Origin of the sequence: Escherichia sp. 94.0001 (genome assembly GCF_013369155.2) — a bacterium.
GTDB classification, from domain to species: domain Bacteria; phylum Pseudomonadota; class Gammaproteobacteria; order Enterobacterales; family Enterobacteriaceae; genus Escherichia; species Escherichia coli_F.
In genome coordinates, this window is record NZ_JABWMS020000017.1 from 1 (window position 1) to 22,633 (window position 22,633).

The window sequence follows — 22,633 nt, forward strand, 5'->3', positions numbered from 1 at the left end:
GGAACGTAATATTGAGTTTAAGGCTGTTCTCGCTTACGAACCGAAGAAGTAGCCGCTGTGCGGGGAGTAATCCCCGCATATCCGGTTGTCAGGTCAGGGTGGTAAGGCACCTGCTTTACACTTTCGCCCGCGGTCAGTGATGGCTGCGGGCGAATCGTACCAGATGTTGTCAATTAATCGTGTTGGCACAGAGTTATGACTATTTTTTCTTTTATCTGCCAGTGCACAGCAAACATCTCATTCTCACGATGAATGATGATCCGCTGTTTATTCCAGCTAATTATCTGATAATCCAGAAAACCTTGAGCGGCCTGTATCTTGCTTGCCTTAAATGCGCTCTCTTTGGCGGAAAATGCCAGTGTCAGCGCCAGAGAAAAGGTTAAACCGCATTCTGCGAGTCGCTCGTGTTCTGCTGGTGTAATAATGTTGTCTGTCAATTCTCTTGCGGTTTGTACAGAGAAAATCTCTTCGATATCAATGCCAATCGGTTGACGAGATACCACGGCTAATGCCGTAGTCCCGCAGTGGCTAATACTGCCGTATACCTCCGCAGGCCACACAGGTTGGCGTAGCTCGCCGATTGCGGGCACACATTTATAGCCATATTCCCGCAAGGCGTAAACAGCAGCGATCCGTCCGGCTAAATGCTCTGTTTTACGTTTACGTCCAGCGTGTTGCAGTTGTGCGTAGTGTGGCAGCCAGAGTAAATCCTGCTCGCGAAAACTCGCCGGATCAAACTCAACAAAATGCAGCGTATGTCCGGCAAAGGGGAGGGAGGTATGCGTAGTTTTCATGTCGACCATATTAGAGACTGATGACAAACGCAAAACTGCCTGATGCGCTACGCTTATCAGGCCTACACTATCCTGCAATATATTGAATTGGCAAGATTTTTGTAGGCCGGATAAGGCGTTCACGCCGCATCCGGCATGAACGACGCGCACTTTGTCAACAATCTGACGTTAGCATCAGAAGTGAGTATTAACGCTCATATACCATGTACGTCCCGGCTCGTTATAGGTATACGCCCCGGCACCCGCGATATAGTTGGCTCCTGCCAAATCGCCCGTAGTCTGGGCATTACCCGCACGCCACAAACGTTTGTCGAACAGGTTGTCCACGCCGCCGGTCAGACTGACATTCTTCGTCACATCCCAGGTCGCGCTCAGGCCCACAATGCTGTACGGACTGATTTCTTTGGTTTCCGGTCCAACCGCTGGCTGACCTTTATAGTTGTACTTCTTCGGCTGCTGCTTGCCGTACCAGGTGAAGGTCGTTTGCATCGACAAATCTTCCCGTGCCTGCCAGCTCAGCGTTGAGTTCAACGTATATTCCGGGATGATCGATAAACGGTCGCCCGTAGTTTTGTTTTCACTCTTCAGCATATAAGTGATGTTATTGGTCCACATCACCGTTTCGCTAACCGGCACATTTAACGATCCTTCCAGACCTTCAACCACCGCTTTTGGCACGTTATCCCACTGATAGAGATCGGTGCCGACTGCGTTTTGCCCTACAGCCACATAGCCCGCTTCAATCTTATTGCGATAATCGTTACGGAACCAGGTGACGCCAGCCAGCCAGCCGTCGCGTTTGAACTCCAGCCCAATCTCTTTGTTGATGCTGGTTTCCGCTTTCAGGTCATCATTACCTTGCAAATAGCAGCCGCCCGCGCTGGCATAGCAGCCCTGACCTTTACTGTAGAGAATGTAGTTCGGGTTAGTCTGGTACAGGCTCGGCGCTTTATAAGCACGGGCGATGCCCATTTTCAGCGTGAAGTCATCGCCTAAACCTTGCGATATATTCAGCGCCGGACTCCAGTTATTGCCGACAATGCTGTGATGATCGAAACGCAGCCCCGGCGTTACGATGGTGCTGTCAGTCAGCTCCATGTTGTTTTCGGCAAATAGCGAGAAAATTTCTGCCTTTGAATATGGGCTACGGTCAGTGGCACTTACACCATCAATAGCACCGCCGGTATTCGTTCCGGTCAGCGCCTGGGTGTTGGAACTTAAGTCCTTCATCCGCTGCTGATTCCACTCAGTCCCCAGCGTCAGCGTCTGGTTAACGAGGAAATCAATCGGCAGGTTAACTTCGCTGTGCAACATCACGTCATCAAGATCGATATCGACGAAATCTTGTGTCGCTTTTTCGTTAAATTTCCCTTCGGTGCCGCCCGCCAAACCTTCCGGTATACGCGAGTTACGGGTGTGTTCGTACTGCACCCAATTGCTGGTGGTCACGCCATTATCCCAGCCACCGTTCCAGGTCAGCGAGTAGTTCTGGCGATACAGGCGGTTGGTTTCATCGCCATATTTAGAGCGAGTGTAAGCGTCAGAGTTGGTGTTCTGGGTGTCACCCGCATACAGGTTACCCTGGCGGCTGTAGCCCGCTTCAAGTTCGAGTGACTGCATAGGGGCGAAGTCCCAACGCACCACGCCATTGATATCTTTGTTGATCACCCCTTCGCGCCCGGCTGGTAACGTCGTGGCATACGTTCCGGCACGCGCTGACTGATGGCCCTGGTTAATATCCCACGCATCAGCCTGAGTTTTGTCGAGGTTGCCATATAAACGGAAGCTGAATTCGTCGCCCAGCGGACCGGTCAAGCTGAAATTGGTGCGTTTGGTGGCACCTTCCTCTTTATGCTCTGGCGCATTGAAATAAGCATCCCAGGAGCCGTGCCACTCGCCGCTGCCTTTTTTGGTAATGATGTTAACCACGCCGCCCGCCGCGCCGTTGCCATAACGCGCAGCTGCCGGACCACGCAGAACTTCAATACGTTCAATCATTTCAGGCGGCACCCAGGAGGTATCACCACGGGTATCACGCTCGCCACGCCAGCCCTGACGCACCGAGTTACGGCTGCTGACAGGCTTACCGTCAATCAAAATCAGCGTGTTTTCCGGACCCATGCCGCGAATATCAATCTGGCGGTTATTACCACGCTGACCACTGGTGGAGTTACCGGTCAGGTTAACGCCAGGCATGGTACGAATGATCTCCGATACATCGCGGGCAACCGGGTTTTTGCGGATTTCATCTGCGGTGATGGTCGAAACGCCAGGCGCCTGCAAGTTCTGCTCGGCGGCGGTAACGACAATAGTATCGTCATGTGAAACAGGAGTATCGGTTGGCTCTTGTGCCTGTGCTACCCCATAAATCCCCAGATTGACCAACAAGGCCAGGGAATGAATCTTCTTGTTCATTGTTTTATTCCTGCATTTTTGCCACGAATTGCAACTGTCGGGCATGGTCGTCATCAACACGACGCATCCCGTTACCGCGAAAACCTTTGATCCTGAAAGACACGCAGTGCAGTTGGTTAATTAATGTCCGCGCTTCCCACGGCGCGCCATTACGCTATTGCAAATGCAAATAGTTATCAATAATATTATCAATATATTTCTGCAATCAATGAAAAATTGCACAGTAAACATGGGGTTATGGTGTGACGGCGTTAAAAGTAGGAAGTGAGAGCTGGTGGCAGTCGAAACATGGCCCGGAATGTCAGCGTCTGAATGACGAAATGTATCAGGTCACTTTCTGGTGGCGTGATCCACAAGGTTCTGAAGACCACTCGACGATAAAGCGCGTATGGGTCTATATCACTGGCGTGACCGATCACCATCAGAACAGCCAGCCCCAGTCGATGCAGCGAATTGCAGGGACCGATGTCTGGCAGTGGACGACACAACTCAATGCCAACTGGCGCGGCAGCTACTGTTTTATTCCTACCGAACGTGATGACATTTTTTCTGCTCCATCACCTGATCGCCTCGAATTGCGCGAAGGCTGGCGAAAACTATTACCCCAGGCGATAGCCGATCCGCTGAATCCACAAAGCTGGAAAGGCGGGCGAGGGCACGCTGTTTCTGCACTCGAAATGCCGCAAGCGCCCCTGCAACCAGGATGGGATTGTCCGCAAGCGCCAGAAACGCCTGCCAAAGAAATTATCTGGAAAAGTGAACGGTTGAAAAATTCACGCCGTGTATGGATTTTTACCACCGGCGATGCAACAGCAGAAGAACGTCCGCTGGCAGTTTTACTTGATGGCGAATTTTGGGCGCAGAGTATGCCCGTCTGGCCTGTGCTGACTTCGTTGACCCATCGTCAGCAACTTCCTCCCGCCGTGTACGTGTTGATCGACGCTATCGACACCACGCAACGTGCCCACGAACTGCCATGTAATGCGGATTTCTGGCTGGCAGTACAGCAAGAGTTATTACCCCAGGTGAAAACTATCGCCCCCTTTAGCGATCGCGCCGATCGCACTGTGGTCGCAGGGCAGAGTTTTGGTGGACTTTCCGCGCTGTATGCCGGACTAAACTGGCCTGAACGTTTTGGCTGTGTATTAAGCCAGTCGGGATCGTACTGGTGGCCGCATCGGGGCGGGCAGCAAGAGGGCGTGTTACTTGAACAGCTCAAAGCTGGTGAAGTTAGCGCCGAAGGTCTGCGCATTGTGCTGGAAGCGGGTATTCGCGAGCCGATGATCATGCGGGCTAATCAGGCGCTGTATGCGCAATTAACCCCCCTAAAAGAATCCATTTTCTGGCGTCAGGTTGACGGCGGACATGATGCGCTTTGTTGGCGCGGTGGCTTGATGCAGGGGCTAATCGACCTCTGGCAACCACTTTTCCATGACAGGAGTTGAATATGGCATTCAGTAATCCCTTCGATGATCCGCAGGGCGTGTTTTACATTTTACGCAATGCGCAGGGGCAATTCAGTCTGTGGCCGCAACAGTGCGCCTTACCGGCAGGCTGGGATGTTGTGTGTCAGCCGCAGTCACAGGCGTCCTGCCAGCAGTGGCTGGACGCCCACTGGCGTACTCTGACACCGGCGAATTTCATCCAGCAGCAGGAGGCGCAATGAGCCAGCATTTACCTTTAGTTGCCGCACAGCCCGGCATCTGGATGGCAGAAAAACTGTCGGATTTACCCTCCGCCTGGAGCGTGGCGCATTACGTTGAGTTAACCGGAGAGATTGATGCGCCATTACTGGCTCGCGCGGTGGTTGCCGGATTAGCGCAAGCAGATACGCTGCGGATGCGTTTTACGGAAGATAACGGCGAAGTCTGGCAATGGGTCGATGATGCGCTGACGTTCGAACTGCCAGAAATTATCGACCTGCGAACCAACATTGATCCGCACGGTACTGCGCAGGCATTAATGCAGGCGGATTTGCAACAAGATCTGCGCGTCGATAGCGGTAAACCTCTGGTTTTTCATCAACTGATACAGGTGGCAGATAACCGCTGGTACTGGTATCAGCGTTACCACCATTTGCTGGTCGATGGCTTCAGTTTCCCGGTCATTACCCGCCAGATCGCCAACATTTACTGTGCATGGATGCGTGGCGAACCAACGCCTGCTTCGCCGTTTACGCCTTTCGCTGATGTCGTGGAAGAGTACCAGCAGTACCGCGAAAGCGAAGCCTGGCAGCGTGATGCGGCATTCTGGGCGGAACAGCGTCGTCAACTACCACCGCCCGCGTCACTTTCTCCGGCCCCTTTACCGGGGCGCAGCGCCTCGGCATATATTTTGCGTCTGAAACTGGAATTTAACGGCGGGGAATTCCGCCAGTTGGCTACGCAACTTTCAGGTGTGCAGCGTACCGATATAGCCCTTGCGCTGGCGGCTTTGTGGCTGGGGCGATTGTGCAACCACATGGACTATGCCGCCGGATTTATCTTTATGCGTCGACTGGGCTCAGCGGCGCTGACGGCTACCGGACCCGTGCTCAACGTGTTGCCGTTGGGTATTCACATTGAGGCACAAGAAACATTGCCGCAACTGGCAGCACGACTAGCGGCACAACTGAAAAAAATGCGTCGTCATCAACGTTACGATGCCGAACAAATTGTCCGTGACAGCGGGCGCGCGGCGGGAGAGGAACCGCTGTTCGGTCCGGTGCTCAATATTAAAGTATTTGATTATCAGTTAGATATTCCGGGGGTACAGGCGCAAACCCATACCCTGGCAACCGGTCCGGTTAATGACCTTGAACTGGCCCTTTTCCCGGATGAAAACGGTGATTTGAGTATTGAGATCCTCGCCAATAAACAGCGTTACGATGAGCCAACGTTAATCAAGCATGCTGAACGGCTGAAAATGCTGACGGCGCAGTTTGCCGCGGATCCGGCGCGGTTGTGCGGCGATGTCGATATTATGCTGCCAGAAGAGTATGCACAGCTGGCGCAGATCAACGCCACTCAGGTTGAGATTCCAGAAACTACGCTTAGCGCGCTGGTGGCAGAACAAGCGGCAAAAACACCGGATGCTCCGGCGCTGGCAGATGCGCGTTACCAGTTTAGCTATCGGGAAATGCGCGAGCAGGTGGTTGCGCTGGCGAATCTGCTGCGTGAGCGCGGCGTTAAACCTGGCGACAGCGTAGCGGTGGCACTACCGCGCTCGGTCTTTTTGACTATGGCGCTACATGCGATAGTTGAAGCAGGTGCGGCCTGGCTACCGCTGGATACGGGCTATCCGGACGATCGCCTGAAAATGATGCTGGAAGATGCGCGTCCGTCACTGTTAATCACCACCGATGATCAACTGCCGCGCTTTAGCGATATCCCCAATTTAACCAGTCTTTGCTATAACGCCCCGCTTACACCGCAGGTCAGTGCGCCGCTGCAACTTTCACAACCGCACCACACGGCTTATATCATCTTCACCTCCGGTTCCACCGGCAGGCCGAAAGGGGTGATGGTCGGGCAGACGGCTATCGTTAACCGCCTGTTATGGATGCAAAACCACTACCCGCTCACAGGCGAAGATGTTGTTGCCCAAAAAACGCCGTGCAGTTTTGATGTCTCGGTGTGGGAGTTTTTCTGGCCGTTTATTGCCGGGGCGAAACTGGTGATGGCTGAACCGGAAGCGCACCGCGATCCGCTCGCTATGCAACAATTCTTTGCCGAATATGGCGTAACGACCACGCATTTTGTGCCGTCGATGCTGGCGGCGTTTGTTGCTTCGCTGACGCCGGAAACCGCTCGCCAGAGTTGCGCGACGTTGAAACAGGTTTTCTGTAGCGGAGAAGCCTTACCAGCCGATTTATGTCGCGAATGGCAGCAGTTAACCGGTGCGCCGTTACATAATCTTTATGGCCCGACGGAAGCAGCGGTGGATGTGAGCTGGTATCCAGCCTTTGGTGCTGAACTTGCAGCGGTACGCGGCAGCAGTGTGCCGATTGGCTACCCGGTGTGGAACACGGGCCTGCGCATTCTCGATGCGATGATGCATCCGGTGCCGCCGGGTGTGGCAGGCGATCTCTATCTCACCGGTATTCAACTGGCGCAGGGGTATCTTGGACGACCCGATCTGACAGCCAGCCGCTTTATTGCCGATCCTTTCGCGCCAGGTGAACGCATGTACCGTACCGGAGATGTTGCCCGCTGGCTGGATAACGGCGCGGTGGAGTATCTCGGGCGTAGTGATGATCAGCTAAAAATTCGTGGTCAGCGGATTGAACTGGGCGAAATCGATCGTGTGATGCAGGCGCTGCCGGATGTCGAGCAAGCAGTTACCCACGCTTGTGTGATTAATCAGGCGGCAGCCACCGGGGGGGATGCGCGTCAACTGGTGGGCTATCTGGTGTCGCAATCGGGCCTGCCGCTGGATACCAGCGCATTGCAGGCGCAGCTGCGCGAAAAATTGCCTCCGCATATGGTGCCCGTGGTTCTACTGCAACTGCCACAGTTACCACTTAGCGCCAACGGTAAGCTGGATCGCAAAGCCTTACCGTTGCCGGAACTGAAGGCACAAGTGCCGGGGCGTGCGCCGAAAGTGGGCAGTGAAACGATGATCGCCGCGGCGTTCTCGTCATTGCTGGGTTGTGACGTGCAGGATGCTGACGCTGATTTCTTCGCGCTTGGCGGTCATTCGCTACTGGCAATGAAACTGGCAGCACAACTCAGTCGACAGTTTGCCCGTCAGGTGACGCCGGGGCAGGTGATGGTCGCGTCAACCGTTGCCAAACTGGCAACGGTTATTGATGGTGAAGAAGACAGCACCCAGCGCATGGGATTTGAAACCATCCTGCCGTTGCGTGAAGGTAATGGCCCGACGCTGTTTTGTTTCCATCCAGCATCTGGTTTTGCCTGGCAGTTTAGCGTGCTCTCGCGTTATCTCGATCCTCAATGGTCGATTATTGGCATCCAGTCTCCGCGCCCTCATGGCCCCATGCAGACGGCGGCAAACCTAGATGAAGTCTGCGAAGCGCATCTGGCAACGTTACTTGAACAACAACCGCACGGCCCTTATTACCTGCTGGGGTATTCGCTGGGCGGTACGCTGGCGCAGGGGATTGCGGCACGGCTGCGTGCGCGTGGCGAACAGGTGGCATTTCTTGGCTTGCTGGATACCTGGCCGCCAGAAACGCAGAACTGGCAGGAAAAAGAAGCTAATGGTCTGGACCCGGAAGTGTTGGCGGAGATTAACCGCGAACGTGAAGCTTTCCTGGCGGCACAGCAGGGAAATACTTCAACGGAGCTGTTTACCACCATTGAAGGCAACTACGCTGATGCAGTGCGCTTGTTGACCACTGCCCATAGTGTTCCGTTTGATGGAAAAGCGACGCTGTTTGTTGCCGAACGCACGCTTCAGGAGGGGATGACTCCCGAACGGGCCTGGGCACCATGGATTGCGGAGCTGGATATCTATCGTCATGATTGCGCGCATGTGGATATTATCTCGCCGATGGCGTTTGAAAAAATTGGGCCGATTATTCGCGCTACGCTAAACAGGTAAATTAATATTATCCATAAACCCATAATTACAGGAAATGATTATGGGTTTATCATTTATTTAATTTATAAGTTTGGTGGATATTTCTCTTAAATAGAGTGAATGTTGCATTCAGTGGAAGGAATTTACAAACTTCAGCTTCGGATAATTCTCACCAACTGGTAAAGTGAGCGCCGTGGAGATTTCCCCCTATTGGACTCATTTTCAGGTTATACCCCATGTCATCACTGAATATTAAACAGGGACGTGACGCTCATTTTCCCGAGTATCCTCTGGCGTCGCCCAGTAATAATGAAATTGATTTACTTAATCTAATCGACGTTTTATGGCGGGCAAAAAAAACGGTCATGGCGGTCGTTTTTGCGTTTGCCTGCACAGGATTGCTGATCTCTTTCATCCTGCCGCAAAAATGGACTAGCTCTGCCGTCATTACTCCCGCTGAGGCTATTCAGTGGCAGGACCTCGAGAAAAACTTTACTAAACTGCGCGTTCTGGATCTTGATGTTAATCTCGATCGTAATGGAGTATTTAATCTATTTATCAAGAAGTTTCAGTCTGTTAGCTTACTGGAAGAGTACCTGCGCTCATCACCTTATGTGATGGACCAATTAAAAGAGGCGAAAATCGACGAACTGGATTTGCATCGCGCTATCGTCGCATTGAGCGAAAAAATGAAAGCGGTTGATGACAATGCCAGTAAGAAAAAAGATGAACCGTCACTGTATACCTCCTGGACGCTAAGTTTCACCGCGCCAACCAGTGAAGAGGCGCAGACCGTTTTGAGCGGGTATATCGATTATATCTCTGCGTTGGTGGTGAAAGAGTCGCTAGAAAACGTCCGTAATAAACTGGAAATCAAAACCCAGTTTGAAAAAGAAAAACTGGCTCAGGATCGCATTAAAACGAAAAACCAACTTGATGCAAACATTCAGCGCCTCAATTATTCACTCGACATTGCCAACGCGGCAGGAATTAAAAAGCCCGTTTATAGCAATGGTCAGGCAGTTAAAGATGACCCCGACTTTTCTATTTCTCTCGGCGCAGACGGTATTGAACGTAAACTGGAAATTGAAAAAGCGGTCACTGACGTTGCGGAGCTGAATGGTGAATTACGTAATCGTCAGTATCTAGTCGAGCAATTAACAAAAACAAATGTCAACGATGTGAATTTTACGCCGTTTAAATATCAGTTGCGTCCGTCATTACCCGTAAAAAAAGACGGTCCGGGTAAGGCGATTATCGTGATCCTTTCTGCGTTGATCGGCGGTATGGTGGCTTGTGGTAGCGTGCTGTTGCGCCATGCCATGGCATCCAGAAAACAGGATGCCATGATGGCAGACCACTTAGTTTAAATCTTCGCGGTTGAAGGTGCCGTTCGTCCGAGCGGCACCACAAGCGGAGTTCCGGCTACCGGATCGTCAATGATCATGCAACGCAAACCATAAATACGCTCAATCAGTTCAGCAGTGACTATCTCTTTTGGTGCTCCTTGAGCGACAATTTTCCCTTCACGTAATGCAATCAAATGGCTAGCGTACCGACAGGCCTGATTAAGATCGTGCAGTACCGCCGCCAGGGTATAGCCTTTCTCGCGGTTCAGTTCGCTTAACAATTCCAGCAAATCAATCTGATGACTGATATCCAGCCAGGTGGTGGGTTCGTCGAGTAGCATAATTGCCGTTTCCTGGGCCAGCACCATCGCGATCCACGCTCGCTGACGTTGCCCACCGGAGAGGGTATCAACGCTTTGATTTGCCAGATGAGTTATTCCTGTGGCCTGCATCGCTTTCGTTACCGCTTCTTCATCTTCTTTACGCCTGCGGGTAAACAGCGGTTGATGCGGGTAACGCCCGCGCGCTACTAACTCCTGCACGGTGATATCTCCCGGCGTGGTGGCGTTTTGCGCCAGTAAACCAATCCGGCGTGCGACCTCTTTACTGGCGTAATGTTGAATGTGCTCGCCATCCAGCCAGACATGCCCGTGAGCAGGCGTCATCAGGCGGCTTAAGGTACGCAGTAACGTGGATTTACCGCAGCCATTTGGCCCGATAATTGCCGTGAAGTGACCATCAGGAATTTCTACAGTCAGATTTTCCGCAACGGTATATTTGCCATATCCTAGGGTTAACTGTTCGCCACGCAAACGGGCTACTGATTCGGTCATTTTTTGCGAGACTCCTGAATTAACAAGACGATAAGGTAAATACCGCCGAGGCTGACGGTAACGACGCCAACCGGAAGTTGATACGGCATAAACAGTTGTTGAGCACAGAGATCGGCTGCCAGCAGTAACAGCGCACCGCACAGCGCTGCCTGGGTTAGACCCCAGCGAGCGGTGCCGCTGATGCGGCGGGCAATGTGTGGCGCAACTAAAGCAATAAAGGAAATCGGCCCCGCCAGGGCAGTGGCAGCTGCGGTAAGTACTACGGCGACCAGCATCATTAACAGCCGCGAACGTTCGACGCTGACGCCTAACGCACACGCGGTGTCATCGCCCATCTCCAGCAAGCGCATCCGCCTTACCAGCAAGGCGGCGGCAATTAGCATCAATATAATGATGGGCGCGGAGGGCGAGGTTTTTGCCCACGTCAGGCCATTGAGCGATCCGGCATTCCACAAACCCGCTGTTAGCGCCGTTTCTAATGACGCTTTCAGCAACAGCCAGGTATTAAAGGCCACCAGCATGGCGCGAACACCGATGCCGATAATAATCAACCGAAAGGTGTCGATACCGTTACGCCAGGCAAGCAGCCAGACCAGCAGCGAAGTGATAATGCCGCCCGCCATTGCTGCCAGCGCGATAGCCGTCAGGTCCTGACCAAACAGCACCATCGCCACCAGCACGCCGCTCCACGCTCCGGTGTTAAAGCCCATTACGTCAGGGCTGCCGAGTGGGTTACGCATCAACGACTGAAAAATCGCGCCGCTGACGCCCAGTGCCGCACCAATCAACAGTGCCATTAGTACCCGCGGTAAACGCCATTCGGTGACCACCATTGTCATACTGCGCGGTGCGTCACCCATCAGCGCGGCAAATACCTGAGAGGTTTCCAGCGTGACGGCACCGCTGCGTAATCCCCACACGCTTGCCATCACACAAGCTATTAGCAACAGCAGACAGGTGATAATTAATCGACGAGAGACGTAAATCATGCGCCACCTCGCGTTTTACGTCGTACAAGGAAGATCAGCACTGGTGCGCCAATAAAGGCACTGACTACAGAAACGCGCAGTTCGCCGGGAACAATCACCCGCCCGATAATATCGGCAAACAGCAGCAGGGCAGGTGTGGCGAGCAGCGTGACGGGCAGCGACCAGCGATGATCGGCACCTACCAGCCAGCGCGCCATATGCGGCATCATCAGGCCAATAAAGGCAATCGGGCCAACTACCGCCGTCGCACTACCACAAAGCACGGTAATCGCCAGCAGCCCAATCAACTGTGTGCGTGCTACGCGACTGCCCAGCGCCGTCGCGGTGTCACTGCCAAGGCTTAAACTGTTCAGCGCGCGGCTCAGTAATAGCGCAGTTGCTCCGGCGATCAGCACCGGGATCAGCACCACTTTTAAGGTGTGTAAATTACGGATATCCAGCGAACCGGCTTGCCAGAAACGCAGTTGATCGTAGACGTCGGGATTAAGCAGGGCGATGCCGCTGGTCAGCCCTTCCAGCACCGCCGCCAGTGCCACGCCCGCCAGGGTTAAACGCACCGGACTTAACTGCCCGCCGCCCTGGCTGCCGGTAAAGGCAACAATCAACGAGGCCACCAGCGCCCCGGCGAAGGCCATCGCCAGTTGTTCCTGCGCGGATGAGTAACCAAACAGCGCCGCGCCCAGCACAATGGCAAAGCTGGCTCCGGCGTTCACGCCAAGCAAGCCGGGGTCGGCAAGTGGGTTTCGGGTGAGGGTTTGCATTAACGCCCCGGCAAGGCCAAGCGCGCCGCCTGCCAGTAAACCGGCAAGGGTACGCGGCAGTCGCGCGTCGAGCACGATGGTGCAGTCGGCGCTTTGGCAGGTGCCGGAGAGGGCCTCCAGCACTACGGAAGCGGGGAGTGATTTTGCTCCAATGAGCAGGCTTAATGCCGTCGCGATAATCAGTAATAACAGCAATCCGGGCACGGCAATGGCGCGTGTCACGGCAACAGAACCAGACATACGAACTTCCATGATAATGAAATTAATTATCGTTATCGATCTTATTTGGATATGTTAGCATGTGCAGCCTAAGAATAGGTATTTAAAATATTTGATGGCAAGGCATTGTAATGAATAAACAATCCTGGCTGCTTAACCTCAGCCTGTTGAAAACGCACCCGGCGTTTCGCGCAGTATTCCTCGCTCGTTTTATCTCTATTGTTTCTCTGGGTTTGCTCGGCGTCGCGGTGCCAGTGCAGATCCAGATGATGACGCATTCTACCTGGCAGGTGGGGCTTTCGGTGACGCTGACCGGCGGGGCGATGTTTGTCGGCTTGATGGTCGGCGGTGTGCTGGCGGATCGCTATGAGCGCAAAAAAGTGATTTTGCTGGCGCGCGGCACCTGTGGCATTGGCTTCATTGGTCTGTGCCTGAACGCGTTGCTGCCGGAGCCGTCTTTGCTGGCAATCTATTTACTCGGATTATGGGATGGCTTTTTCGCGTCACTTGGCGTTACGGCGCTGCTGGCGGCGACTCCGGCATTAGTTGGGCGTGAAAATTTAATGCAGGCCGGGGCAATCACCATGTTGACTGTGCGGCTGGGATCGGTAATTTCGCCCATGATTGGCGGCTTACTGCTGGCGACTGGCGGCGTAGCCTGGAACTACGGGCTGGCGGCGGCGGGCACGTTTATTACCTTGCTGCCATTGTTAAGCCTTCCGGCGCTACCTCCGCCACCGCAACCGCGTGAGCATCCGTTGAAATCATTACTGGCAGGATTTCGTTTTCTGCTCGCCAGCCCGCTGGTTGGAGGGATTGCGTTGCTGGGTGGTTTATTGACGATGGCGAGCGCGGTACGGGTACTGTATCCGGCGCTGGCTGACAACTGGCAGATGTCGGCGGCACAGATTGGTTTTCTCTATGCGGCGATCCCGCTCGGTGCAGCTATTGGCGCGTTAACCAGCGGGAAGCTGGCACATAGTGCGCGACCAGGGTTATTGATGCTGCTCTCCACGCTGGGATCGTTCCTCGCCATTGGTTTGTTTGGCCTGATGCCGATGTGGATTTTAGGCGTGGTTTGTCTGGCGCTGTTCGGCTGGTTGAGCGCGGTTAGTTCGTTGCTGCAATACACAATGCTGCAAACGCAAACCCCGGAAGCGATGTTAGGGCGGATTAACGGTTTGTGGACGGCACAAAACGTGACGGGCGATGCTATAGGCGCAGCGCTGTTGGGCGGTCTGGGAGCGATGATGACGCCGGTGGCCTCCGCAAGCGCGAGTGGTTTTGGTTTGTTGATTATCGGCGTGTTGTTGTTGCTGGTACTGGTAGAGTTGCGTCGTTTTCGCCAGACGCCGCCGCAGGTGACAGCGTCTGACAGTTAATGCTTAGAACAGCGCCTTAAGCCGATCCAGCACTTGCATGGCGCTGTAGTAATCCAGTCGGAACGTCTCGGTTCCCAGCGCATAAACCTGCTTGTTTTGTACTGCAGGCAGGTGCGCGAGCAGTGGATTGGCATAAATCGCATCGGCGTCTTTCTGATCACCGGCGAACAGGAATAGCGACTCGCCATTTAACCCTGCCGCCAGATTTTCCCCACCAAGCTGAATGATGTCATGGCGTTTGCCCTGGCTTTGGCTGGCGTTTAAGCCTGCGGGCAACCTGGCCAGCGTAAAGCCGAGTTGTTCCAGCATCTGCCCTTGTGCTGATTCAGCTGTCCAGAGATTGGCACTGTGCGCGGCGGCGGTATAGACAATGGCAGTGACCGGCTGCGGCGGTAATTTGATTTGCTCTTTCGCCGCCGTCAGTTGCTTATCAAACTGTGCAATCCGCTCTGCCGCTTGTTTCTCATGCCCGGTAATTTCGCCAAGTTGCGTTAACAGCGACTGCCAGCTTTTGTCGTCGTAATTGATGATTAATGTCGGGGCTATGGTGGAAAGCTGATCGTATAGCGCCAGCGCCGAATCCCCGCCAGTTGCGCTAATTAAAATCAGATCCGGCATTTGCGCGGCAACGGCTTCGGCGCTCGGTTCGCCGATATAGAGTCGTTGCAGTTTGCGTTCTTTCGCCACCTTGCTCCACTGGCGTAAAAAGCCCTGGTCATCCGCGACGCGGTTATTCGGCGTGGTCGCGCCGCTGGCGATCACTGGTGCATCAATCGCCAGCAGTGAGCCGGTCAGGGTGACGCTGGTGGAAACAATACGTTGCGGCTGGCTTTCCAGGGTATGAGTACCACGACTGTCAGTAATCTGACGCGGCCAGTCGGCAGCCTGAACTGCGGATATTCCTGAAAGCAAAATTCCGGTTAAAAGAAGGGCGTTGCGGTAGAGCGGGGCGAGTCTCACAAATCAGCTTCCTGTTATTAATGAAGTTAATGCTTCTCATTTTCATTGTAACCACAAGCAGATGCAACCCCGACTTGCAGATTGCATTACCTCAAGAGTTGACATAGTGCTCGTTTGCTTTTAGGTTAGCGACCGAAAATATAAATGATAATCATTATTAAAGCCTTTATCATTTTGTGGAGGATGATATGGATACGTCACTGGCTGAGGAAGTACAGCAGACCATGGCAACACTTGCGCCCAATCGCTTTTTCTTTATGTCGCCGTACCGCAGTTTTACGACGTCAGGATGTTTCGCCCGCTTTGATGAACCGGCTGTGAACGGGGATTCGCCCGACAGTCCCTTCCAGCAAAAACTCACCGCGCTGTTTGCCGATGCCAAAGCGCAGGGCATTAAAAATCCGGTGATGGTTGGGGCGATTCCCTTCGATCCACGTCAGCCTTCGTCGCTGTATATTCCCGAATCCTGGCAGTCGTTCTCCCGGCAGGAAAAACAGACTTCAGCCCGCCGTTTTACTCGCAGCCAGTCGCTGAACGTGGTGGAACGTCAGGCAATTCCGGAACAAACTACGTTTGAACAGATGGTTGCCCGCGCCGCCGCACTGACCGCCACGCCGCAAGTCGACAAAGTGGTGTTGTCACGGTTGATTGATATCACCACTGACGCCGCCATTGATAGTGGCGTATTGCTGGAACGGTTGATTGCGCAAAACCCGGTTAGTTACAACTTCTATGTGCCGTTAGCTGATGGTGGCGTCCTGCTGGGAGCCAGCCCGGAACTGCTGCTGCGTAAAGACGGCGAGCGTTTTAGCTCCATTCCGTTAGCCGGTTCCGCGCGTCGTCAGCCGGATGACGTGCTTGATCGCGAAGCGGGTAATCGTCTGTTGGCGTCAGAAAAAGATCGCCATGAACATGAACTGGTGATTCAGGCGATGAAAGAGGTACTGCGCGAACGCAGTAGTGAGTTACACGTTCCATCCTCCCCACAATTGCTCACCACGCCGACGCTGTGGCATCTCGCAACACCCTTTGAAGGCAAAGCGAATTCGCAAGAAAACGCACTGACTCTGGCCTGTCTGCTGCATCCGACCCCCGCGCTGAGCGGTTTCCCGCATCAGGCCGCGACCCAGGTGATTGCTGAGCTGGAACCGTTCGACCGCGAACTGTTTGGCGGCATTGTGGGTTGGTGTGACAGCGAAGGTAACGGCGAGTGGGTGGTGACCATCCGCTGCGCGAAGCTGCGGGAAAATCAGGTGCGTCTGTTTGCCGGAGCGGGGATTGTGCCTGCGTCCTCACCGTTGGGTGAATGGCGCGAAACGGGCGTCAAACTTTCTACCATGTTGAACGTTTTTGGATTGCATTAAGGAGCGAGGATGAGCATTCCATTCACCCGCTGGCCGGAAGAGTTTGCCCGTCACTATCGGGAAAAAGGCTACTGGCAGGATTTGCCGCTGACCGACATTCTGACCCGTCATGCCGCAAGCGACAGCATCGCGGTCATCGACGGCGAGCGTCAGTTGAGTTACCGGGAACTGAATCAGGCGGCGGATAATCTCGCCTGTAGCTTGCGTCGTCAGGGCATTAAACCCGGTGAAACCGCGCTGGTACAACTGGGTAACGTCGCTGAATTGTATATTACCTTTTTCGCGCTGCTGAAACTGGGCGTTGCGCCGGTGCTGGCGCTGTTCAGTCATCAGCGTAGTGAAATGAACGCATACGCCAGCCAGATTAAACCGGTGTTACTGATTGCCGATCGCCAACATGCGCTGTTTAGCGGGGATGATTTCCTCAATACATTTGTTGCAGAGCACTCCTCTATTCGCGTGGTGCAGCTGCTGAACGACAGCGGTGAGCATAACTTGCAGGATGCGATTAACCATCCGGCAGAGGATTTTACTGCCACACCGTCACCTGCCGATGAAGTGGCCTATTTTCAGCTCTCCGGCGGTACCACCGGCACACCGAAACTGATCCCACGCACTCACAATGACTATTACTACAGCGTACGTCGTAGCGTCGAGATTTGTCAGTTCACGCAACAGACACGCTACCTGTGCGCGATTCCTGCGGCCCACAACTACGCCATGAGTTCGCCAGGATCGCTGGGCGTCTTTCTCGCTGGCGGCACGGTCGTTCTGGCTGCCGACCCTAGCGCCACGCTCTGCTTCCCATTGATTGTAAAACATCAGGTGAACGTCACTGCGCTGGTGCCACCAGCAGTCAGCCTGTGGTTACAGGCGCTGACCGAAGGTGAAAGCCGGGCGCAGCTTGCCTCGCTGAAACTGTTACAGGTCGGTGGCGCACGTCTTTCTGCCACGCTTGCGGCGCGTATTCCCGCAGAGATTGGCTGCCAGTTACAGCAGGTATTCGGCATGGCGGAAGGGCTGGTGAACTACACCCGTCTTGATGATAGCGCGGAGAAAATTATCCATACCCAGGGCTATCCAATGTGTCCGGATGATGAAGTGTGGGTTGCCGATGCTGACGGAAATCCACTGCCGCAAGGGGAGGTTGGACGCCTGATGACGCGCGGGCCGTACACCTTCCGCGGCTATTACAAAAGCCCGCAGCACAATGCCAGCGCCTTTGATGCCAACGGTTTTTACTGTTCCGGCGATCTGATCTCTATTGATCCAGAGGGGTACATCACCGTGCAGGGGCGCGAGAAAGATCAGATCAACCGTGGCGGCGAGAAGATCGCTGCCGAAGAGATCGAAAACCTGTTGCTGCGCCATCCGGCGGTGATCTACGCCGCACTGGTGAGTATGGAAGATGAGCTGATGGGCGAAAAAAGCTGTGCTTATCTGGTGGTAAAAGAACCACTGCGTGCGGTACAGGTGCGTCGTTTCCTGCGTGAACAGGGTATTGCCGAATTTAAATTACCGGATCGCGTGGAGTGTGTAGATTCACTTCCGCTGACGGCGGTCGGGAAAGTCGATAAAAAACAATTACGTCAGTGGCTGGCGTCACGCGCATCAGCCTGAAGGAGAGAACACGATGGCTATTCCAAAATTACAGGCTTACGCACTGCCGGAGTCTCACGATATTCCGCAGAATAAAGTCAACTGGGCCTTTGAGCCGCAACGTGCCGCGTTGTTAATCCATGATATGCAGGACTATTTTGTTAGCTTCTGGGGCGAGAACTGCCCGATGATGGAGCAGGTGATCGCGAATATTGCGGCACTACGCGACTACTGCAAACAGCACAATATTCCGGTTTATTACACCGCCCAGCCGAAAGAGCAGAGCGATGAAGATCGGGCGCTGTTGAATGATATGTGGGGACCGGGCCTGACCCGTTCGCCGGAACAGCAAAAGGTGGTGGATCGCCTGACGCCAGATGCCGACGACACGGTGTTGGTGAAGTGGCGCTACAGCGCGTTTCATCGTTCTCCGCTGGAGCAAATGCTCAAAGAGAGTGGACGTAACCAGTTGATTATTACCGGGGTATACGCCCACATTGGCTGTATGACCACCGCAACCGACGCATTTATGCGCGATATTAAACCGTTTATGGTGGCGGATGCGCTGGCCGATTTCAGTCGTGACGAGCATTTGATGTCGCTGAAATATGTAGCCGGACGCTCTGGCCGGGTGGTGATGACCGAAGAACTATTACCTGCACCGATCCCTTCAACTAAAGCGGCGCTGCGAGAGGTGATCCTGCCGTTGCTGGACGAGTCCGATGAGCCGTTCGATGACGATAACCTAATTGATTACGGTCTGGATTCGGTGCGCATGATGGCGCTGGCGGCGCGCTGGCGCAAAGTGCATGGCGATATCGATTTTGTCATGCTGGCGAAAAATCCGACCATCGATGCCTGGTGGAAGCTACTCTCCCGCGAGGTGAAATGATGGATTTCAGCGGCAAAAATGTCTGGGTAACCGGTGCGGGGAAAGGTATTGGCTACGCCACGGCGCTGGCATTTGTTGAGGCCGGAGCGAAAGTTACAGGTTTTGATCAAGCGTTCACTCTGGAGCAATATCCCTTTGCGACCGAAGTAATGGATGTAGCCGACGCTGCGCAGGTGGCACAAGTGTGTCAGCGACTGTTAGCGCAAACGGAGCGACTGGACGTGCTGGTCAATGCGGCGGGAATTTTGCGCATGGGCGCGACCGATCAGCTCAGTAAAGAGGACTGGCAGCAGACTTTTTCGGTCAACGTCGGTGGCGCATTTAACCTGTTCCAGCAGACCATGAACCAGTTTCGCCGTCAGCGGGGCGGGGCGATTGTTACTGTGGCGTCCGACGCTGCACACACGCCGCGTATTGGTATGAGTGCTTACGGTGCGTCGAAAGCGGCGCTGAAAAGCCTGGCGTTGAGCGTCGGGCTGGAACTGGCGGGTAGCGGTGTACGCTGTAATGTGGTTTCCCCGGGGTCCACCGACACCGATATGCAACGCACGCTGTGGGTGAGTGATGACGCCGAAGAGCAGCGTATTCGCGGCTTTGGCGAGCAGTTTAAACTCGGCATTCCACTGGGGAAAATCGCCCGTCCACAAGAGATCGCCAACACGATTTTGTTCCTCGCCTCTGACCTCGCCAGCCATATCACCCTACAGGATATTGTGGTAGATGGCGGCTCAACACTGGGGGCATAAGCATGATCTGGAAACGCCATTTAACGCTCGACGAACTGAACGCCACCAGCGATAACACAATGGTGGCGCATCTTGGAATTGTGTATACCCGTCTGGGCGATGATGTGCTGGAAGCCGAAATGCCGGTTGATACCCGTACTCATCAGCCGTTTGGCCTGCTGCATGGCGGCGCGTCGGCGGCGCTGGCGGAAACCCTGGGATCGATGGCCGGATTTATGATGACTCGCGACGGACAGTGCGTGGTGGGCACGGAGCTTAACGCCACACATCATCGCCCAGTGTCTGAGGGAAAGGTACGCGGCGTCTGCCAGCCGCTGCATCTTGGGCGGCAAAATCAGAGCTGGGAAATCGTTGTTTTCGATGAGCAGGGGCGGCGTTGCTGTACTTGTCGGCTGGGTACGGCGGTTTTGGGATGAACCCGACAGAATTAAATGAGATTGCAGGAAAACTCAGTTAACGAAGTGATCAAGTTAACATTGTTAAGTTAAATATTGGTTTCAACTCCGATTTACATAGTTGCTGTGTTGTTAAATTGCACAAAGATGTTATAGAAACAAAATGTAACATCTCTATGGACACGCACACGGATAACAACTATGAACAAATCAGGGAAATACCTCGTCTGGACAGTGCTCTCTGTAATGGGAGCATTTGCTCTGGGATACATTGCTTTAAATCGTGGGGAACAGATCAACGCGCTGTGGATTGTGGTGGCGTCGGTCTGTATCTATCTGATCGCTTACCGTTTTTATGGTCTTTATATTGCCAAAAATGTATTGGCGGTTGACCCGACGCGTATGACGCCAGCGGTGCGCCATAACGACGGGCTGGACTATGTGCCGACGGACAAGAAAGTGCTGTTCGGTCACCATTTTGCGGCTATTGCCGGAGCAGGCCCGTTGGTGGGGCCGGTACTGGCGGCGCAAATGGGCTACCTACCGGGGATGATCTGGCTACTTGCCGGGGTGGTTCTCGCCGGTGCGGTGCAGGATTTCATGGTGCTGTTTGTTTCCACGCGCCGTGACGGTCGCTCGCTGGGCGAGCTGGTTAAAGAAGAGATGGGGCCAACCGCCGGGGTGATTGCGCTGGTGGCCTGCTTTATGATCATGGTCATTATCCTTGCAGTACTGGCGATGATCGTGGTGAAAGCCCTGACTCATAGCCCGTGGGGAACGTATACCGTTGCGTTCACCATTCCGCTGGCGCTGTTCATGGGGATTTATCTGCGCTATCTGCGTCCGGGCCGCATTGGGGAAGTGTCGGTGATTGGCCTGGTATTCCTGATTTTCGCCATTATCTCTGGCGGCTGGGTGGCAGAAAGCCCGACCTGGGCACCGTACTTTGACTTTACCGGCGTGCAACTGACCTGGATGCTGGTGGGGTACGGTTTTGTGGCGGCGGTTCTACCGGTGTGGTTGCTGCTGGCTCCGCGTGACTACCTCTCTACCTTCCTGAAAATCGGGACTATCGTCGGTCTGGCGGTAGGCATTTTGATTATGCGTCCGACGCTGACCATGCCTGCGCTGACCAAATTTGTAGATGGCACTGGTCCGGTATGGACCGGTAATCTGTTCCCGTTCCTGTTTATTACTATCGCCTGTGGCGCGGTGTCTGGCTTCCATGCGCTGATCTCTTCCGGCACCACACCGAAGATGCTGGCGAACGAAGGTCAGGCGTGCTTTATCGGCTACGGCGGGATGTTGATGGAATCCTTCGTGGCGATTATGGCACTGGTTTCTGCCTGTATCATCGATCCGGGCGTGTACTTCGCGATGAACAGCCCGATGGCGGTGCTGGCTCCGGCGGGGACGGCGGATGTAGTGGCATCTGCTGCGCAGGTAGTGAGTAGCTGGGGCTTTAGCATTACGCCAGATACGTTAAATCAGATTGCCAGCGAAGTGGGTGAACAGTCGATCATTTCCCGTGCGGGCGGTGCGCCGACCCTGGCGGTGGGGATGGCCTACATTCTGCACGGCGCGCTGGGTGGCATGATGGATGTGGCGTTCTGGTATCACTTCGCCATTCTGTTTGAAGCACTGTTTATTCTGACGGCGGTGGATGCGGGTACGCGTGCTGCGCGCTTTATGTTGCAGGATCTGCTGGGCGTGGTTTCTCCGGGCCTGAAACGGACCGATTCACTGCCTGCTAACCTGCTGGCAACGGCGCTGTGCGTGCTGGCGTGGGGTTACTTTCTGCATCAGGGCGTGGTCGATCCGCTGGGCGGTATTAACACTCTGTGGCCGCTGTTTGGTATTGCCAACCAGATGCTGGCAGGGATGGCGCTGATGCTTTGTGCTGTGGTGCTGTTCAAAATGAAACGTCAACGTTACGCCTGGGTGGCGCTGGTACCAACGGCCTGGCTGCTGATTTGTACCCTGACCGCAGGCTGGCAGAAAGCGTTTAGCCCGGATGCGAAAGTCGGTTTCCTGGCGATTGCTAACAAGTTCCAGGCAATGATCGACAGCGGCAATATTCCGTCGCAGTATACTGAGTCACAACTGGCGCAACTGGTGTTCAACAACCGTCTGGATGCCGGATTAACCATCTTCTTTATGGTGGTTGTGGTGGTTCTGGCGCTGTTCTCGATTAAGACGGCACTGGCGGCATTGAAAGAGCCGAAGCCAACGGCGAAAGAAACGCCGTATGAGCCAATGCCGGAAAATGTCGAGGAGATCGTGGCGCAGGCGAAAGGCGCGCACTAAAGTCAGAGTGAGGGGGGATGTTGGCGTAGTGCCTGGGGTTCCCCCTCACCCTAACCCTCTCCCCGGTGGGGCGAGGGGACTGACCGAGCGCGTTGATAGCTATTA

The 22,633-nt window shown here is 54.2% G+C and carries 17 protein-coding genes; 11 read left to right on the forward strand and 6 right to left on the reverse strand.

The window, feature by feature from the left end; genetic code table 11:
• Nucleotides 1-173 precede the first annotated feature (173 nt).
• Nucleotides 174-794, reverse strand: coding sequence for an enterobactin synthase subunit EntD (gene entD / locus HEN33_RS10740; RefSeq protein WP_176263253.1), 621 nt, complete (start codon nucleotides 792-794; stop codon nucleotides 174-176).
• Between the two features lie 174 nt (nucleotides 795-968).
• Nucleotides 969-3,209 (reverse strand): siderophore enterobactin receptor FepA, encoded by a 2,241-nt coding sequence (fepA, locus tag HEN33_RS10745; protein ID WP_032183587.1) that lies wholly within the window; start codon nucleotides 3,207-3,209, stop codon nucleotides 969-971.
• 242 nt (nucleotides 3,210-3,451) lie between these two features.
• Here fepA and fes point away from each other — a divergent pair, with 242 nt between their 5' ends.
• The 4 genes from fes (at nucleotide 3,452) to wzz(fepE) (ending at nucleotide 10,102) form a co-directional block, all read left to right on the forward strand.
• Nucleotides 3,452-4,654 (forward strand): enterochelin esterase, encoded by a 1,203-nt coding sequence (gene fes, locus HEN33_RS10750; RefSeq protein WP_176263252.1) that lies wholly within the window; start codon nucleotides 3,452-3,454, stop codon nucleotides 4,652-4,654.
• A gap of 2 nt (nucleotides 4,655-4,656) precedes the next feature.
• Nucleotides 4,657-4,875 carry an MbtH family protein gene (locus HEN33_RS10755; protein WP_000885808.1) on the forward strand — a complete coding sequence of 73 codons (219 nt, stop codon included), beginning with the start codon at nucleotides 4,657-4,659 and terminating at the stop codon, nucleotides 4,873-4,875.
• The gene (entF, locus tag HEN33_RS10760) at nucleotides 4,872-8,753 is read left to right on the forward strand and encodes an enterobactin non-ribosomal peptide synthetase EntF (RefSeq protein ID WP_176263251.1); all 3,882 of its coding nucleotides are present in this window, start codon (nucleotides 4,872-4,874) and stop codon (nucleotides 8,751-8,753) included. Before HEN33_RS10755 ends, entF begins: the two co-directional genes overlap by 4 nt.
• A gap of 215 nt (nucleotides 8,754-8,968) precedes the next feature.
• Nucleotides 8,969-10,102: an LPS O-antigen length regulator Wzz(fepE) gene (gene wzz(fepE), locus HEN33_RS10765; protein WP_176263798.1), complete on the forward strand. Its 1,134-nt coding sequence runs from the start codon at nucleotides 8,969-8,971 to the stop codon at nucleotides 10,100-10,102.
• Here the strand turns inward: wzz(fepE) and fepC are convergent.
• The 3 genes from fepC to fepD are packed head-to-tail and all read right to left on the reverse strand — an operon-like array spanning nucleotide 10,099 to nucleotide 12,904.
• Nucleotides 10,099-10,914 carry an iron-enterobactin ABC transporter ATP-binding protein gene (gene fepC, locus HEN33_RS10770; protein WP_176263799.1) on the reverse strand — a complete coding sequence of 272 codons (816 nt, stop codon included), beginning with the start codon at nucleotides 10,912-10,914 and terminating at the stop codon, nucleotides 10,099-10,101. The two genes, wzz(fepE) and fepC, sit on opposite strands and share 4 nt — an antisense overlap.
• Nucleotides 10,911-11,903 carry an iron-enterobactin ABC transporter permease gene (fepG, locus tag HEN33_RS10775; protein WP_000640941.1) on the reverse strand — a complete coding sequence of 331 codons (993 nt, stop codon included), beginning with the start codon at nucleotides 11,901-11,903 and terminating at the stop codon, nucleotides 10,911-10,913. Before fepG ends, fepC begins: the two co-directional genes overlap by 4 nt.
• Nucleotides 11,900-12,904, reverse strand: coding sequence for a Fe(3+)-siderophore ABC transporter permease (gene fepD, locus HEN33_RS10780; protein ID WP_001295314.1), 1,005 nt, complete (start codon nucleotides 12,902-12,904; stop codon nucleotides 11,900-11,902). The genes fepG and fepD overlap by 4 nt, the downstream gene beginning before the upstream one ends.
• Nucleotides 12,905-13,014: 110 nt before the next feature.
• On the opposite strand from fepD, the gene entS reads away from it, so the two are divergent.
• A complete protein-coding gene (gene entS, locus HEN33_RS10785; protein WP_001041789.1) occupies nucleotides 13,015-14,265 on the forward strand; it encodes an enterobactin transporter EntS in 1,251 nt (416 codons plus the stop codon).
• Between the two features lie 3 nt (nucleotides 14,266-14,268).
• Here the strand turns inward: entS and fepB are convergent, their stop codons facing one another.
• Nucleotides 14,269-15,225 carry a Fe2+-enterobactin ABC transporter substrate-binding protein gene (fepB, locus tag HEN33_RS10790; protein ID WP_046083553.1) on the reverse strand — a complete coding sequence of 319 codons (957 nt, stop codon included), beginning with the start codon at nucleotides 15,223-15,225 and terminating at the stop codon, nucleotides 14,269-14,271.
• A 188-nt stretch (nucleotides 15,226-15,413) separates the two neighbouring features.
• Between fepB and entC the strand changes: the two genes are divergently transcribed.
• From entC to cstA, 6 genes are all read left to right on the forward strand, one after another.
• The gene (gene entC, locus HEN33_RS10795; protein WP_176263800.1) at nucleotides 15,414-16,589 is read left to right on the forward strand and encodes an isochorismate synthase EntC; all 1,176 of its coding nucleotides are present in this window, start codon (nucleotides 15,414-15,416) and stop codon (nucleotides 16,587-16,589) included.
• Nucleotides 16,590-16,598: 9 nt separating this feature from the next.
• Entirely contained in the window at nucleotides 16,599-18,209 is a 1,611-nt protein-coding gene (entE, locus tag HEN33_RS10800; RefSeq protein WP_176263801.1) for a (2,3-dihydroxybenzoyl)adenylate synthase EntE, read from the forward strand.
• A gap of 13 nt (nucleotides 18,210-18,222) precedes the next feature.
• A complete protein-coding gene (entB, locus tag HEN33_RS10805) occupies nucleotides 18,223-19,080 on the forward strand; it encodes an enterobactin biosynthesis bifunctional isochorismatase/aryl carrier protein EntB (RefSeq protein ID WP_001007152.1) in 858 nt (285 codons plus the stop codon).
• Entirely contained in the window at nucleotides 19,080-19,826 is a 747-nt protein-coding gene (entA, locus tag HEN33_RS10810) for a 2,3-dihydro-2,3-dihydroxybenzoate dehydrogenase EntA (protein WP_000347647.1), read from the forward strand. Before entB ends, entA begins: the two co-directional genes overlap by 1 nt.
• Nucleotides 19,827-19,828: 2 nt before the next feature.
• Nucleotides 19,829-20,242, forward strand: a complete 414-nt coding sequence (entH, locus tag HEN33_RS10815) for a proofreading thioesterase EntH (RefSeq protein WP_000637953.1) — start codon at nucleotides 19,829-19,831, stop codon at nucleotides 20,240-20,242.
• 180 nt (nucleotides 20,243-20,422) lie between these two features.
• Nucleotides 20,423-22,528 carry a pyruvate/proton symporter CstA gene (cstA, locus tag HEN33_RS10820; RefSeq protein ID WP_001043157.1) on the forward strand — a complete coding sequence of 702 codons (2,106 nt, stop codon included), beginning with the start codon at nucleotides 20,423-20,425 and terminating at the stop codon, nucleotides 22,526-22,528.
• Nucleotides 22,529-22,633 lie beyond the last annotated feature (105 nt).

Excerpts from the sequence above, each read along its gene's own strand:
- entD (WP_176263253.1), bottom strand. The coding sequence starts at position 794 with ATGAAAACTACGCATACCTCCCTCCCCTTTGCCGGACATACGCTGCAT.
- fepA (WP_032183587.1), bottom strand. The coding sequence starts at position 3,209 with ATGAACAAGAAGATTCATTCCCTGGCCTTGTTGGTCAATCTGGGGATT.
- HEN33_RS10755 (WP_000885808.1), top strand. The coding sequence starts at position 4,657 with ATGGCATTCAGTAATCCCTTCGATGATCCGCAGGGCGTGTTTTACATT.
- entF (WP_176263251.1), top strand. The coding sequence starts at position 4,872 with ATGAGCCAGCATTTACCTTTAGTTGCCGCACAGCCCGGCATCTGGATG.
- fepC (WP_176263799.1), bottom strand. The coding sequence starts at position 10,914 with ATGACCGAATCAGTAGCCCGTTTGCGTGGCGAACAGTTAACCCTAGGA.
- fepG (WP_000640941.1), bottom strand. The coding sequence starts at position 11,903 with ATGATTTACGTCTCTCGTCGATTAATTATCACCTGTCTGCTGTTGCTA.
- fepD (WP_001295314.1), bottom strand. The coding sequence starts at position 12,904 with ATGTCTGGTTCTGTTGCCGTGACACGCGCCATTGCCGTGCCCGGATTG.
- entS (WP_001041789.1), top strand. The coding sequence starts at position 13,015 with ATGAATAAACAATCCTGGCTGCTTAACCTCAGCCTGTTGAAAACGCAC.
- entC (WP_176263800.1), top strand. The coding sequence starts at position 15,414 with ATGGATACGTCACTGGCTGAGGAAGTACAGCAGACCATGGCAACACTT.
- entE (WP_176263801.1), top strand. The coding sequence starts at position 16,599 with ATGAGCATTCCATTCACCCGCTGGCCGGAAGAGTTTGCCCGTCACTAT.
- entB (WP_001007152.1), top strand. The coding sequence starts at position 18,223 with ATGGCTATTCCAAAATTACAGGCTTACGCACTGCCGGAGTCTCACGAT.
- entA (WP_000347647.1), top strand. The coding sequence starts at position 19,080 with ATGGATTTCAGCGGCAAAAATGTCTGGGTAACCGGTGCGGGGAAAGGT.
- entH (WP_000637953.1), top strand. The coding sequence starts at position 19,829 with ATGATCTGGAAACGCCATTTAACGCTCGACGAACTGAACGCCACCAGC.
- cstA (WP_001043157.1), top strand. The coding sequence starts at position 20,423 with ATGAACAAATCAGGGAAATACCTCGTCTGGACAGTGCTCTCTGTAATG.